Below are 13,729 nucleotides of genomic sequence, written 5' to 3'. Positions count from 1 at the left end.
GTTCTCCTGCCTGTTGAAAGTTATAACCGCGAAAAGGCATTGTCCTGACGCGGGGGAGCCACGAAATGACCCGGACCGACCTCACGCAGCGCCACGCGCTCCACGGCCTCTCCGCGTTTACGAATATTGCTCGGCATTTCATCCTGCAGCAGCACGCGCTGGCCGTGACGATGCGCCGGATCGGCGACCGGGACCGCCGCGATGAGCTTGCGGGTGTACGGGTGCTGCGGGTTCTCGAATACCGCTCTTCGCGGACCGATTTCCACAATTTGCCCCATAAACATCACCGCCACGCGATGGCTGATGCGCTCAACCACCGCCATGTCGTGCGAGATAAACAGGAAGGCGATCCCCATATCCCGCTGTAAATCCAGCAGCAGATTGATGATTTGCGCCCGGATAGAGACATCCAGCGCCGAGACGGATTCATCCGCAATCACCACTTTTGGGTTCAGCGCCAGCGCGCGGGCGATGCAGATACGCTGCCGCTGCCCGCCGGAAAACTCGTGCGGATAACGCCAGGCGTGTTCCGGCTTCAGGCCAACGCGCTCCAGCAGCCAGGCCACGCGACGCTGCGCCGCCTCGCCGTCGAGCAGGTTATGCACCCGCAGCGGCTCCATGATCGAATACCCCACCGTATGTCGCGGATCGAGAGAGGCATACGGATCCTGAAAAATAAACTGAATATCCCGCCGCACCGCCTGCAGCCTGCTGTCCGGAAGGGTATCAATGCGCTCGCCGTTAAAGGTAATGCTTCCCTCCTGCGCGTCCACCAGACGGAGCAACGCGCGCCCGGTCGTGGATTTACCGCAGCCGGACTCCCCTACCAGCGCCAGCGTTTCGCCCGGCCAGAGGTCGAAGCTGACGTTTTCCACCGCGTGCACTTCGCGCTTTACGCGGTTCAGTACACCGCTACGCAGCGGAAAACGCGTGACCAGATTGCGCACTTCCAGAATGGGCTTGCCCGGCACCACGGTGTCCTGCTCGCGTTCCTCCTCCTGCGGCTCAGACGCCTCCAGGGAAATCAACGGAAAACGACGCGGCAGATCGCTGCCGTTCATCGCCCCTAGGCGCGGAACCGCCGCCAGCAGCGCTTTGGTGTAAGGATGCGCGGGCGCGTGAAAAATCTGCTCGACCGGGCCGGTTTCCACCGCGCTGCCCTTGTGCATCACCAGCACCCGATCGGCGATATCGGCGACCACGCCCATATCGTGGGTGATGAAAATCACCCCCATCTCCATCTCCTGCTGCAACACCTTGATGAGCTGCAGGATCTGCGCCTGAATCGTCACGTCCAGCGCCGTCGTTGGTTCATCGGCAATTAGCACGGCTGGACGGCACGAGAGCGCCATGGCAATCATCACCCGCTGGCGCATGCCGCCGGAAAGCTGATGCGGATAGCGGCTCAGGATGGCCTGCGCCTCCGGAATGCGCACCAGCTCCAGCATCCGTCGGGCCTCGTTGAGCGCTTCATCACCGCTTAGCCCCTGATGCAGGCGGATGGACTCGGCGATTTGTTCCCCGACCGGGAAAACCGGGTTCAGGGAGGTCATCGGCTCCTGAAAGATCATCGCAATGTCCGCCCCGCGCACGCCCTGCATCTGCGAACCGCTCAGCTCGTTTAAATCAATGACCTGACGGTTACGGCGGCGCAGCAGCATTTTCTCGCTGCTGATTTGCCCGCCCGTCTGTTCCAGCAGGCGCATCAGCGCCAGCGCGGTGACCGATTTCCCGGAGCCGGATTCGCCAACAATCGCCAGCGTCTCGCCGCGCCTGAGCGTGAACGATAAATTCTGTACTGCGGGGATGAACTGCCGCTCTTCCTGAAACGCAATATTCAGCTGATGGACAGCCAGCACTTCGCGGTTGTCCAGCTCTTCACTGTGCGGCACGCGCTGCCCCCTTATTCACGATAGATCCCCGTGCTCGGCTCATCACCGGCATAGCCCCAGGCGCGGTACATACCTTCGCTGTTGAACGGCAGGGCCACGTTGCCCTCACGATCCACCGCAATCAGCCCGCCGACGCCGCCCAGGGCAGGTAATTTCTCCATCACTACGCGCTCGCAGGCTTCGCTGAGGCTTAAGCCGCCGTAATCCATCAGCGCGGTAATGTCGTAGGCCGCGAGGGCGCGAATAAAGACTTCCCCGGTGCCGGTACAGGACACCGCCGCCGTGGCGTTATTGGCATAGCAGCCCGCGCCGGGCAGCGGGCTGTCGCCCACACGTCCGGGGAGCTTGTTGGTCATCCCGCCCGTGGAGGTTGCCGCCGCGAGGTTGCCCGCTTTGTCGAGCGCCACCGCGCCGACCGTGCCCATTTTGCTGCGCTCATCCAGCGGCGCAGTATGGTCAAGCTGCGTCATGCCCGCCGAACGGGCGTCCAGCAGCTGCTGATAGCGCGCCTCTGTGGAAAACAGATCGGGCGATACCGGCGCCATTCCGTGTTCGAAGGCAAACCTCTCCGCTCCCGCGCCCGTCAGCAGCACGTGCGGGCTCTCTTCCATCACCAGACGCGCGGCCAGCACCGGGTTACGCAGGTGGCTGACGCCTGCCACGGCCCCCGCTTTCAGGGAGATACCGTCCATGACGCAGGCATCCAGCTCGTGGGTTTCATCCCGGGTAAAGACCGAACCGATCCCCGCATTAAATAACGGGCACTCCTCCAGCAGGCGTACCGCCTCGGTGACCACGTCCAGCGCGCTCTCGCCCGCTTCCAGCATTTTCTGGCCCGTTTCGACAATGGCGTACAGCGCGTCGATGTAGCGCTTTTCCTGCTCAGGAGTGAGCTGTGCACGGGTGATTGCCCCGGCCCCGCCATGAATTGCGATTACCGCCTTAACCATTCGCATCACCCGTTAGCCTGTTTGCGGCTTTTTCTATAAATATCATTATCGTCGACGAAACTTCAGATGATTTTTGAATATAGAAAGACGTAACAGTGATGTAAAGCGTACACCCTCCGGTCATACAGTTAGCCGCACTTTTCTGCCATAATGGACGCTTTCGTTGTTACTCCGCAGGAGCCCACCATGGATTTTACCGCCGGACTGATGCCGCTTGAGACGGCACTCACGCAGATGCTTGACCGAGTTTCCCCGCTGCATGACGTTGAGACGCTGCCCCTCGTGCGCTGTTTTGGCCGTATTGCCGCACGCGATATCGTCTCTCCGCTCAACGTGCCGGGGTTTGATAACTCCGCGATGGACGGTTACGCGGTACGCCTGGCGGATCTCCAGACGGGTAACGCCCTGCCGGTGGCGGGTAAAGCCTTTGCGGGTCAGCCGTTTAGCGGCGAATGGCCTGCGGGCACCTGCGTGCGCATCATGACCGGCGCGCCGGTTCCGCCAGGCTGCGACGCCGTGGTGATGCAGGAAGAGACCGAACAGACCGACGACGGCGTGCGTTTTACCGCCAGCGTCAAAGCGGGCCAGAACATCCGTCGCACGGGCGAAGACATTACCCTCGGCGCGACGGTCTTTGCCGCCGGGCAAAAGCTGACGGTGGCGGAGCTGCCGGTGCTGGCCTCGCTCGGCATCGCGGATATCGACGTGATCCGTAAAGTGCGCGTCGCCGTTTTCTCCACCGGCGACGAGCTGCAGCTTCCGGGCCAGCCGCTGCAGGACGGCCAGATTTACGACACCAACCGCCTGGCGGTACACCTGATGCTGGAGCAACTGGGCTGCGAGGTGATTAACCTCGGCATCATTCCTGACGATCCGGAACAACTGCGCGCGGCGTTTATCGAGGCGGATAAATCCGCCGACGTGGTCATCAGCTCCGGCGGCGTCTCCGTGGGCGAAGCGGATTACACCAAAACCCTTCTTGAAGAGCTGGGTGAAATCGCCTTCTGGAAGCTGGCGATCAAGCCGGGCAAGCCGTTCGCGTTTGGCAAGCTTTCACACAGCTGGTTCTGCGGCCTGCCGGGTAACCCGGTCTCGGCGGCACTCACCTTCTACCAGCTGGCGATCCCGCTGCTGGCGAAGCTTTCCGGCAACAAGGCCAGCCCGCTGCCGGAACGCGTGCGCGTGCGTGCCGCCACGCGGTTGAAAAAATCACCGGGCCGTCTCGATTTCCAGCGCGGCATTCTGACCCGCAGCGCGGACGGCGAGTTCGAAGTACGCACTACCGGACATCAGGGCTCGCACATTTTCAGTTCCTTCAGTCTGGGCAACTGCTTCATCGTGCTGGAGCGCGAGCGCGGCAACGTGGAAGCCGGCGAATGGGTTGAGGTCGAGCGCTTTAACCACCTGTTCGGAGGCTGACATGACGGTGGAGCTGAGCGACCAGGAGATGATGCGCTACAACCGCCAGATCGTGCTGCGCGGGTTTGACTTCGAGGGTCAGGAAGCGCTCAAGGCGGCCAGCGTGCTGGTCGTCGGGCTGGGCGGGCTGGGCTGCGCCGCCGCGCAGTACCTTGCCGCGGCGGGCGTAGGAAGCATGACGCTGCTGGATTTCGATACCGTGTCGGTGTCCAACCTGCAGCGCCAGACGCTGCACAGCGACGCGACGGTGGGCCAGCCGAAAGTGGAATCCGCCAGGGCTGAGCTGGCGCGTATCAACCCCCACGTTCAGTTCACGCTGATTGACGCAATGCTGGATGACGACGCGCTCTCCGCGCAGATTGCCCGGCACGATCTGGTCCTGGACTGCACCGATAACGTCACCGTCCGTAATCAGCTCAACGCGGGCTGTTTTGCTCACAAAACCCCGCTGGTCTCCGGCGCGGCGATCCGCATGGAGGGGCAAATCAGCGTCTTCACGTACGCCGAGGGTGAACCCTGCTACCGCTGCCTGAGCCGTCTGTTTGGCGAGAATGCGCTGACCTGCGTTGAGGCGGGCGTGATGGCGCCGCTCGTCGGCGTGATTGGTTCACTGCAGGCAATGGAAGCGATCAAGGTGCTGACGAATTACGGCACGCCGGCAGCGGGGAAAATCGTGATGTATGACGCGATGACCTGCCAGTTCCGCGAGATGAAGCTGATGCGTAACCCGGGGTGTGAGGTGTGTAGCCAGTAAAAAAGTCGGGTGGCGGCTTAGCCTTACCCGACCTACAACGGCTCGAACGTAGGCCGGGTAAGCGCCAGCGCCACCCGGCAGCCGCGTCAGATGGACGTCCGTCCAAACGCCCCCTGCCAGTCCTGCTCAAACTTCACAATCGCTGCGTCTACCGCCGGAGAGGTAATAAACTGCTGCGCCACGTCCAGCGGCAGCGTGATGGACTCGCAGCCTGCCAGCAGGCAGTCCAGCGCCTGACGCGGGGTTTTAAAGCTCGCGGCCAGCACCTTTGACTGCGGCGCGTGCAGCGTCAGCAGCTGTTGCAGCTCAATTACGGTCTGAATCCCGTCCCCGCCCTGCGCGTCCACGCGGTTAACGTAAGGGGCCACATACTCTGCCCCCGCCAGCGCGGAGAGCATCCCCTGCGCGGCACCGTAGACCGCCGTGCCCAGGGTCGGGATCCCTTCCGCTTTCAGCATCTTGATCGCCGCCAGCCCTTCTGCGGTCACCGGCACTTTCACCACCAGATCGTTAATGATGGCGCGCAGCTTGCGCGCGTCTTCCACCATCCCTTCGGCGGTGGTTGCCATTACCTGCGCAAACAGACGGCCCTTGCCGCCCAGCGCGTCGTGCAGCGCGGGCAGCAGTTCGTCGAGCGGCGTTTTACCGGCCGCAACGATGCTTGGGTTGGTGGTCACGCCCGCCAGCGGGAAGATACGCGCCAGCTTTTTGACTGCCGCAACGTCAGATGTGTCGAGATAAAGTTCCATGATGTCACCCTTAAATTAGCCTGCACTTACCCTATCACGACAAAACCTGCTCAAGAGTTGACCTGCATCAAGATAGCTTTCATTCGAAAGTAATTTAATCTTCATATGCAATATGAGAGGCGAAAAACATGATCTTCAATATTCAGCGTTACTCTACCCACGACGGCCCCGGAATTCGTACCGTGGTGTTCCTGAAAGGCTGCTCGCTGGGCTGTCGCTGGTGCCAGAACCCGGAAAGCCGCTCCCGCAGCCGGGACGTGCTGTTTGATGCGCGTCTGTGCCTGGACGGCTGCGACCTGTGCCAGCAGGCGGCACCGGGCTGCATCGAACGCGCGCTGAATGGCCTGGTCATCCACCGCGAAAAGCTGAGTGAAGAGACGCTTGATGCCCTCACCGACTGCTGCCCGACGCAGGCGCTGACCGTTTGCGGCGAAGAACAGCAGGTCGAGGAGATCATGGCGACCGTACTGCGCGATAAACCCTTCTACGACCGCAGCGGCGGCGGGATCACCCTCTCCGGCGGCGAACCGTTTATGAACCCGGAGCTGGCGCACGCGCTGTTTAAAGCCAGCCACGACCAGGGTATCCACACCGCCGTCGAAACCTGCCTTCACGTGCCGTGGCACTATATCGAGCCGTCATTACCGTACGTCGATCTGTTCCTCGCCGACCTGAAGCATGTCGACGGAGACGTTTTCAAGCAGTGGACGGACGGTTCGGCTAAGCGCATCCTGGACAACCTGAAACGCCTGGCCGCCGCCGGGAAAACGATCACCATCCGCGTGCCGCTGATCCAGGGCTTCAACGCGGATGAAGCCTCCATCACCGCCATTACCAACTTCGCTGCCGATGAACTCGGCGTCCACGATATTCATTTTCTGCCGTATCACACGCTGGGCATGAACAAATACACCCTGCTCGGCCAACCCTACTCTGCCCCTGACAAACCGCTGGATAACCCTGCCCTGCTGGACTTCGCGCAGCAGTACGCCTGCCAGAAAGGGTTAACCGCGACCTTACGAGGATAAACTTATGACCACCCTGAATCTCAACACCCTCAGCGAGCGCATTAAGGCGCACAAAACGGCCCTGGTGCATATCGTGAAGCCGCCGGTCTGTACCGAGCGCGCCCAGCATTACACCGAAATGTACCAGCAGCACATGGACAAGCCGATCCCGGTGCGCCGCGCCCTGGCGCTGGCGCATCACCTGGCCAAGCGTACCATCTGGATCAAGCACGACGAGCTGATCATCGGGAACCAGGCAAGCGAAGTGCGCGCCGCGCCGATCTTCCCGGAATACACCGTCTCCTGGATTGAGAAAGAGATTGACGACCTGGCGGACCGTCCGGGCGCGGGCTTTGCGGTGAGCGAAGAGAACAAGCGCGTGCTGCATGAAATCTGCCCGTGGTGGCGCGGCCAGACGGTGCAGGACCGCTGCTACGGCATGTTCACCGACGAGCAGAAAGGCCTGCTGGAAACCGGCATCATCAAAGCCGAAGGCAACATGACCTCCGGCGACGCGCACCTGGCGGTGAACTTCCCTCTGGTGCTGGAGAAAGGTCTCGACGGCCTGCGCGCCAAAGTGGCCGAGCGCCGCTCGCGCATCAACCTGACGGTGCTGGAAGACCTGCACGGCGACCAGTTCCTGAAGGCGATCGATATCGTGCTGGAAGCGGTGAGCCTGCACATCAAACGCTTTGCCGACCTGGCGCGCGAGATGGCCTCCACCGAAACCCGCGTAAGCCGCCGCGACGAGCTGCTGGCAATGGCGGAAAACTGTGACGTAATCGCCCACGAGCCGCCAAAAACCTTCTGGCAGGCGCTGCAGCTGTGCTACTTCATTCAGCTGATCCTGCAGATTGAGTCCAACGGCCACTCCGTCTCCTTCGCGCGTATGGACCAGTATCTCTATCCGTACTACCGCCGCGACGTGGAGCTGAACCAGAGCCTGGACCGAGAGCACGCCATCGAGCTGCTGCACAGCTGCTGGCTGAAATTGCTGGAAGTGAACAAGATCCGCTCCGGCTCGCACTCGAAGGCTTCCGCCGGTAGCCCGCTGTACCAGAACGTCACCATCAGCGGCCAGAAGCTGGTTAACGGTGAGCCAATGGACGCGGTGAACCCGCTCTCCTACGCGATCTTGGAGTCCTGCGGTCGCCTGCGCTCTACCCAGCCGAACCTGAGCGTGCGCTATCACGCGGGCATGAGCAACGACTTCCTCGACGCCTGCGTGCAGGTGATCCGCTGCGGCTTCGGGATGCCTGCCTTTAACAACGACGAAATCGTCATTCCGGAATTCATCAAGCTCGGCGTTGAGCGCGACGACGCCTACGACTACGCGGCGATTGGCTGCATCGAAACCGCGGTAGGCGGCAAGTGGGGCTATCGCTGCACCGGCATGAGCTTTATCAACTTCGCCCGCGTGATGCTGGCCGCGCTGGAAGGCGGCCGCGACGCCACCAGCGGCAAGGTGTTCCTGCCGCAGGAGAAAGCCCTCTCTGCCGGTAACTTCGATAACTTCGAGGAGGTGATGGCGGCGTGGGATACCCAGATCCGCTACTACACCCGCAAATCCATCGAGATTGAGTACGTGGTAGACACCATGCTGGAGGAGAACGTCCACGATATTCTCTGCTCGGCGCTGGTGGACGACTGCATCGAGCGCGCGAAAAGCATCAAGCAGGGCGGCGCGAAGTATGACTGGGTCTCCGGCCTGCAGGTGGGCATCGCTAACCTCGGCAACAGCCTGGCGGCGGTGAAGAAGCTGGTGTTCGAACAGGGCGTCATTGGCCAGCAGCAGCTGGCGGCGGCGCTGGCCGATGATTTCGACGGACTGACCCACGAGCAGCTGCGCCAGCGCCTGATCAACGGCGCGCCGAAGTACGGCAACGACGACGACAGCGTGGATATGCTGCTGACCCGCGCCTATCAGACCTATATTGAGGAGCTGAAGCAGTACCATAACCCGCGCTACGGCCGCGGCCCGATTGGCGGTAACTATTACGCGGGCACCTCTTCCATCTCCGCGAACGTGCCGTTTGGCGCGGCGACGATGGCGACGCCGGACGGACGTAAGGCGCATACCCCTCTGGCGGAAGGGGCCAGCCCGGCTTCGGGTACGGACCACCTCGGCCCAACGGCGGTAATTGGCTCGGTGGGCAAACTGCCGACGGAAGCGATTCTCGGCGGCGTGCTGCTGAACCAGAAGCTGAACCCGTCAACGCTGGAAAACGACAGCGATCGCCAGAAGCTGATGGTGCTGCTGCGCACCTTCTTCGAGGTGCATAAGGGCTGGCATATCCAGTACAACATCGTCTCGCGCGAAACGCTGCTGGAGGCGAAGAAACACCCGGACCAGTACCGTGACCTGGTTGTACGCGTCGCGGGTTACTCGGCGTTCTTCACCGCCCTGTCGCCGGATGCGCAGGACGATATTATCGCCCGTACTGAGCATACGCTGTAAGAAAACGCCCGGTGGCGCTGCGCTTACCGGGCCTACAGAGTCTCCCCGTAGGCCGGGTAAGGCGAAGCCGCCACCCGGCTTTCTGACTTTCATTCGAAATTAAATTTGTGCTCCTCGTCACCTTGTTATTAGAATGTTTCAAAACGCAGTGACCCAGGAGCACAGTATGACCGTTAAAGTTATCGTCACCGATATGGACGGAACTTTCCTTGATGATGCCAAGCAGTACGATCGTGACCGCTTCCAGGCACAGTTTGAACAGCTTAAAGCCCGCGACATTGAATTTGTTGTCGCCAGCGGCAACCAGTATTACCAGCTCATCTCCTTCTTTCCGGAGCTTAAAGATCGGATCTCTTTCGTGGCGGAAAACGGCGCGCTGGTGTTCGATCGCGGCGAGCAGATTTTTCACGGCGAGCTGACGCGCCATGAATCGCAGATCGTGATTGGCGAACTGCTGAAAGACAAAGGGCTGAACTTCGTGGCCTGCGGGCTGGAGAGCGCCTACGTCAGCGATAAAGCGCCGGACGCGTTCGTGGCGCTAATGTCAAAGCACTACCACCGCTTAAAGCGCATCAGCGATTACCGCGACATTGACGACGTGCTGTTTAAGTTCTCCCTGAACCTGCCGGACAGCGACATTCCTAATCTGGTGGATAAACTCCACGTCTCCCTGGACGGCATCATGAAGCCGGTCACCAGCGGCTTTGGCTTTGTCGATTTGATTATCCCCGGCCTGCACAAAGCGAACGGCATCAGCCGTCTGCTGAAGCGCTGGAAAATTTCTCCGCAAGAGTGCGTGGCGATTGGCGACAGCGGAAACGATGCCGAGATGCTGGAGCTGGTGAAATATTCCTTTGCGATGGGCAACGCGGCAGAGAGCATCAAAGAAATCAGCCGCTACAGCACCGATGACAACAACCATCACGGCGCGCTGAACGTCATTCAGGCCGTGCTCGACAACCATTCCCCGTTCGACGCCTGATCCTCTTCTCGCCGGAGCCCTGCTCCGGCACCCTCACTCATTTTCCCGTCCTGTGGCGCAGGTCAAGTTTTTAAACTTGCATTAACTTATTTTTAACTTAAAGTATCACTTGTAGACACTTTTACTTTCGAATGAAAGATGCGAGGCAGTTATGACCTTTACCAGTGAAACCTTGCCGGCGGATCACAAAGCGGCAATCCGTCAGTTGAAACGTGAGTTACGCGCGCAGATCGGCGACGTGCAGGCGGTGTTCAACAAGCTCAGCGACAGCATTGCCACCCGCGTGGCGGAAATTAACGCGCTTAAAAATAAAGGTGAATCCGTCTGGCCGGTGATTCCGTTTAACGATGTGAAAAACGGCACGATTACCGACGCACAGCGCGAGGCCGTTAAGCGCCGCGGCTGCGCGGTGATTAAAGGTCACTTCCCGCGCGAGCAGGCGCTGGCGTGGGATCAGTCGATGCTCGACTACCTCGATCTGAACAAGTTTGACGAGGTGTACAAAGGGCCAGGCGATAACTTCTTCGGCACCCTGAGCGCTTCCCGTCCGGAGATTTACCCGATCTACTGGTCGCAGGCGCAAATGCAGGCGCGTCAGAGTGAAGAGATGGCGCAGGTGCAGTCGTTCCTGAACCGCTTATGGACGTTCGAGAGCAACGGCAAGCAGTGGTTCGACCCGGACGTGAGCGTGATTTACCCGGACCGTATCCGCCGCCGTCCGCCGGGAACCACCTCGAAAGGACTCGGCGCGCATACCGACTCCGGCGCGCTGGAGCGCTGGCTGCTGCCGGCATACCAGCAGGTTTTCGCCCGCGTGTTTGACGGCAACGTCGAGAAATACGACCCGTGGAACGCCGCGCACCGTACCGAAGTGGAAGAGTATACCGTCGATAACACCACCAAATGCTCCGTGTTCCGCACCTTCCAGGGCTGGACGGCGCTGTCAGACATGATCCCCGGCCAGGGGCTGCTGCACGTGGTGCCGATCCCGGAAGCAATGGCGTATATTCTGCTGCGTCCGCTGCTGGACGACGTGCCGGAAGACGAGCTGTGCGGCGTGGCGCCGGGGCGCGTGCTGCCGGTTTCCGAGAAGTGGCACCCGCTGCTTATCGAGGCGCTGACCAGCATTCCTGCGCTGGAGGCGGGTGATTCGGTGTGGTGGCACTGCGATGTGATCCACTCCGTCGCGCCGGTGGAAGATCAGCAGGGCTGGGGCAACGTGATGTACATCCCCGCCGCACCGATGTGCGAGAAAAACCTCGCCTACGCGAAGAAGGTCAAGGAAGCGCTGGAAACCGGCGCGTCGCCGGGAGACTTCCCGCGCGAGGATTATGAAAAAACCTGGCAGGACCGCTTTACCGTGAACGATCTCAACATCCACGGCAAACGCGCGCTGGGCATGGTCTAGCTGTCGTACAGCCCTTCCCGCTCCACGGCGGTGCGTCGTTTCCCCTGACGTATCCGCCGTACCGATTCCCGCACGGCCAGCGTGCCGTTCAGCAGCAATGTGCCTACCGGCGCGTCCAGGCGCATGAGCCGCTGCTGGAGCATGTGTACCGCTTCCGTTCCCAGCTCATCGCGGGGAACATGCACGGCCGTTAATGGAACATCCTGAATCGCCGCCAGGTTAAAGCCGTCGATGCTCATCACCGAGACGTCCTGCGGCACGCGCAGGCCGTGGTTTTGTAAGGCGCTGATGGTGCCCGCCGCCATAAAGTCGCCACCAACAAGGAACGCCGTCGGCAGGTCTTTTCCCTGCTGCTGATTTAGCCAATCGCTCACCAGCTGCTCCGTCTCTCTGGCGCTGAAGCTCGGCACCACCAGCAGATCGCGCTTGTCGTTGAACGCCAGGTTGTGGGACTGCCACGCGTCGCGGATCCCCGACAGGCGCAGCTCCATCGTGTAGCGACGTAGGCACAGCACGTTCATCACCTCCCGGTGTCCCATCTCGAACAGGTACTCCGCCGCCCGCTCGCCGATGGCGCGGTGATCCGGCGCAACGGCAGGCAGACGCATGTGCCGGTCGCGGCAGTTAATCAGCATGCAGGGTTTGCCCACGTCCACCGCCAGATCGTGGATATGCGGATCGTCAATACCGAGAAGAATGGCCGCCTGGGTATCCGGCTCGTTCATCCGCGCCAGAAACAGCTGGGCGTCGCTGTCGTTCTCCTCCAGCGCGCAGTAGCGCAACCGGACCTCGTGGGAGGCAAGTGCTTTGCTCACGCTCTGGATCACGCGGTAGTAAAAGATGTCGGACCGCTCGTCAAACGCCCGCTGCGGGGCAAAAACCACCAGGCTGTTAAGCAGCAGACGCCCTGCCGCCATGCCGTCCATTACCCCCAGCTCGCGCGCGCACGCCAGCACCTTTGCACGCGCTTTTTCGCTGGTATTCGCTTTCCCCGCCAGCACCCGCGAAACGGTGCTGATGGAGAGCTGCGTGCGGGCCGCGATTTCGGTGATTTTTAGCCTTTTGTCCATTTTGTGATCTGGCTCCATTTGCGAAATGAAAAAATTTTCATAGCGTGTTTGTCAGGCAATAACTGGCATGAATGCCATCATGCCAGAGTGTTTTCGTCGGTTATGAGAAATTTTGCACAAAATCCACTTTTGCCCACTCATTTTCTTCCTTAAGGTGAACTTGTCACACAGCTTCCATACTAGTTGTATAGCAACTTAAGCATTATAAGCGGATAGAAATCAAAGGCATAACAATCTGTGTGACACCTGAACCTCCGTCCCCTTACCGTCCGTCTTGTGGAGAGTAAAATGAGTCAGGACATCAATAACACCATTGCGACAAGCAAAACCCGTCGCGTCATTAAGAACCTGCGCTGGTACGTGCTGGTGCTGTTTTTGCTGGGCGTCACCGTTAACTACATCACCCGAAATTCCTTAGGTATTCTCGCTCCGGAGCTAAAAGAGAGCCTCGGGATCACCACCGAGCAATACTCCTGGATCGTCGGCGCGTTTCAGATCGCCTATACCATTTTCCAGCCCCTGTGCGGCTGGCTGATTGACGTCATTGGCCTGAAGATTGGCTTTATGGTCTGCGCCGGTATCTGGGCGCTGATGTGTATTTTCCACGCGGGCGCCGGAAGCTGGCTGCACCTGGCCATACTGCGCTTCTTTATGGGGGCTTCAGAGGCCGCCGCCACCCCGGCGAACGCCAAAACCATCGGCGAATGGTTCCCGAAATCAGAGCGTCCCGTTGCCGCCGGCTGGGCGGGCGTGGGCTTCTCCATCGGCGGCTTCGGGCACCAGATCATCTCCTGCATGCTGAGCGCCCTGGTCGTGGAGTCGTTCGACAAAGGCCAGATGGCGACCGTCAACGGCATGCGCGGCTCGGCGGCGTGGATCGCCAGCTTCCTGTTCTCGCTGCTAATCGGTGTGACCGCCGACAAAATCGGCTTTAACCCGCTCTTTATCGCCATGGGCTTCTTTGACCTGATTGGCGCTCTCTTCCTGGTAGCATTTATTGCTGAACGTCGCGCCAAGCGCGCCTGATAGTGGATGTATTG

The 13,729-nt window shown here is 60.5% G+C and carries 11 protein-coding genes; 7 read left to right on the top strand and 4 right to left on the bottom strand.

Going from position 1 to position 13,729, the window contains the following annotated elements:
* Nucleotides 1-20 precede the first annotated feature (20 nt).
* Together gsiA and iaaA are read right to left on the bottom strand one after the other, a co-directional pair.
* A complete protein-coding gene (gsiA, locus tag ACOTXF_RS06615) occupies nt 21-1,892 on the bottom strand; it encodes a glutathione ABC transporter ATP-binding protein GsiA (RefSeq protein WP_048961939.1) in 1,872 nt (623 codons plus the stop codon).
* Nucleotides 1,893-1,903: 11 nt separating this feature from the next.
* Entirely contained in the window at nt 1,904-2,842 is a 939-nt protein-coding gene (gene iaaA / locus ACOTXF_RS06610) for a beta-aspartyl-peptidase (protein ID WP_032622895.1), read from the bottom strand.
* A 186-nt stretch (nt 2,843-3,028) separates the two neighbouring features.
* On the opposite strand from iaaA, the gene moeA reads away from it, so the two are divergent.
* Together moeA and moeB are read left to right on the top strand one after the other, a co-directional pair.
* Nucleotides 3,029-4,261 carry a molybdopterin molybdotransferase MoeA gene (moeA, locus tag ACOTXF_RS06605; protein ID WP_048961940.1) on the top strand — a complete coding sequence of 411 codons (1,233 nt, stop codon included), beginning with the start codon at nt 3,029-3,031 and terminating at the stop codon, nt 4,259-4,261.
* 1 nt (nt 4,262) lies between these two features.
* Entirely contained in the window at nt 4,263-5,015 is a 753-nt protein-coding gene (moeB, locus tag ACOTXF_RS06600) for a molybdopterin-synthase adenylyltransferase MoeB (RefSeq protein ID WP_048961941.1), read from the top strand.
* Between the two features lie 86 nt (nt 5,016-5,101).
* Here moeB and fsa read toward each other — a convergent pair whose 3' ends face one another.
* Nucleotides 5,102-5,764: a fructose-6-phosphate aldolase gene (gene fsa / locus ACOTXF_RS06595; RefSeq protein ID WP_008501195.1), complete on the bottom strand. Its 663-nt coding sequence runs from the start codon at nt 5,762-5,764 to the stop codon at nt 5,102-5,104.
* A 128-nt stretch (nt 5,765-5,892) separates the two neighbouring features.
* Here fsa and ACOTXF_RS06590 point away from each other — a divergent pair, with 128 nt between their 5' ends.
* The 4 genes from ACOTXF_RS06590 to ACOTXF_RS06575 all read left to right on the top strand — a co-directional run bounded on the left by ACOTXF_RS06590 (nt 5,893) and on the right by ACOTXF_RS06575 (nt 11,619).
* A complete protein-coding gene (locus ACOTXF_RS06590; RefSeq protein WP_008501194.1) occupies nt 5,893-6,792 on the top strand; it encodes a glycyl-radical enzyme activating protein in 900 nt (299 codons plus the stop codon).
* A gap of 4 nt (nt 6,793-6,796) precedes the next feature.
* The gene (locus tag ACOTXF_RS06585) at nt 6,797-9,229 is read left to right on the top strand and encodes a formate C-acetyltransferase/glycerol dehydratase family glycyl radical enzyme (protein WP_048961942.1); all 2,433 of its coding nucleotides are present in this window, start codon (nt 6,797-6,799) and stop codon (nt 9,227-9,229) included.
* A gap of 166 nt (nt 9,230-9,395) precedes the next feature.
* Nucleotides 9,396-10,211, top strand: a complete 816-nt coding sequence (locus ACOTXF_RS06580) for a Cof-type HAD-IIB family hydrolase (protein ID WP_048961943.1) — start codon at nt 9,396-9,398, stop codon at nt 10,209-10,211.
* 151 nt (nt 10,212-10,362) lie between these two features.
* Nucleotides 10,363-11,619, top strand: a complete 1,257-nt coding sequence (locus tag ACOTXF_RS06575; protein WP_045405951.1) for a DUF1479 domain-containing protein — start codon at nt 10,363-10,365, stop codon at nt 11,617-11,619.
* Here the strand turns inward: ACOTXF_RS06575 and ACOTXF_RS06570 are convergent.
* Nucleotides 11,616-12,689 carry a LacI family DNA-binding transcriptional regulator gene (locus ACOTXF_RS06570; protein WP_008501190.1) on the bottom strand — a complete coding sequence of 358 codons (1,074 nt, stop codon included), beginning with the start codon at nt 12,687-12,689 and terminating at the stop codon, nt 11,616-11,618. The genes ACOTXF_RS06575 and ACOTXF_RS06570 overlap by 4 nt on opposite strands.
* Before the next feature lie 288 nt (nt 12,690-12,977).
* On the opposite strand from ACOTXF_RS06570, the gene ACOTXF_RS06565 reads away from it, so the two are divergent.
* A complete protein-coding gene (locus ACOTXF_RS06565; protein ID WP_232926447.1) occupies nt 12,978-13,715 on the top strand; it encodes an MFS transporter in 738 nt (245 codons plus the stop codon).
* The last annotated feature ends 14 nt before the right edge of the window (nt 13,716-13,729 follow it).

The sequence above is a fragment of the Enterobacter cloacae complex sp. IR53041 genome, assembly GCF_049238285.1.
Lineage (GTDB): Bacteria > Pseudomonadota > Gammaproteobacteria > Enterobacterales > Enterobacteriaceae > Enterobacter > Enterobacter roggenkampii.
This window is presented reverse-complemented; position numbering and strand designations above follow the sequence as displayed.

What these genes read in the sequence shown, in the direction of transcription:
- iaaA (WP_032622895.1), bottom strand. Translation starts at nt 2,842, where the DNA reads ATGGTTAAGGCGGTAATCGCAATTCATGGCGGGGCCGGGGCAATCACC.
- moeA (WP_048961940.1), top strand. Translation starts at nt 3,029, where the DNA reads ATGGATTTTACCGCCGGACTGATGCCGCTTGAGACGGCACTCACGCAG.
- moeB (WP_048961941.1), top strand. Translation starts at nt 4,263, where the DNA reads ATGACGGTGGAGCTGAGCGACCAGGAGATGATGCGCTACAACCGCCAG.
- fsa (WP_008501195.1), bottom strand. Translation starts at nt 5,764, where the DNA reads ATGGAACTTTATCTCGACACATCTGACGTTGCGGCAGTCAAAAAGCTG.
- ACOTXF_RS06590 (WP_008501194.1), top strand. Translation starts at nt 5,893, where the DNA reads ATGATCTTCAATATTCAGCGTTACTCTACCCACGACGGCCCCGGAATT.
- ACOTXF_RS06585 (WP_048961942.1), top strand. Translation starts at nt 6,797, where the DNA reads ATGACCACCCTGAATCTCAACACCCTCAGCGAGCGCATTAAGGCGCAC.
- ACOTXF_RS06580 (WP_048961943.1), top strand. Translation starts at nt 9,396, where the DNA reads ATGACCGTTAAAGTTATCGTCACCGATATGGACGGAACTTTCCTTGAT.
- ACOTXF_RS06575 (WP_045405951.1), top strand. Translation starts at nt 10,363, where the DNA reads ATGACCTTTACCAGTGAAACCTTGCCGGCGGATCACAAAGCGGCAATC.
- ACOTXF_RS06570 (WP_008501190.1), bottom strand. Translation starts at nt 12,689, where the DNA reads ATGGACAAAAGGCTAAAAATCACCGAAATCGCGGCCCGCACGCAGCTC.
- ACOTXF_RS06565 (WP_232926447.1), top strand. Translation starts at nt 12,978, where the DNA reads ATGAGTCAGGACATCAATAACACCATTGCGACAAGCAAAACCCGTCGC.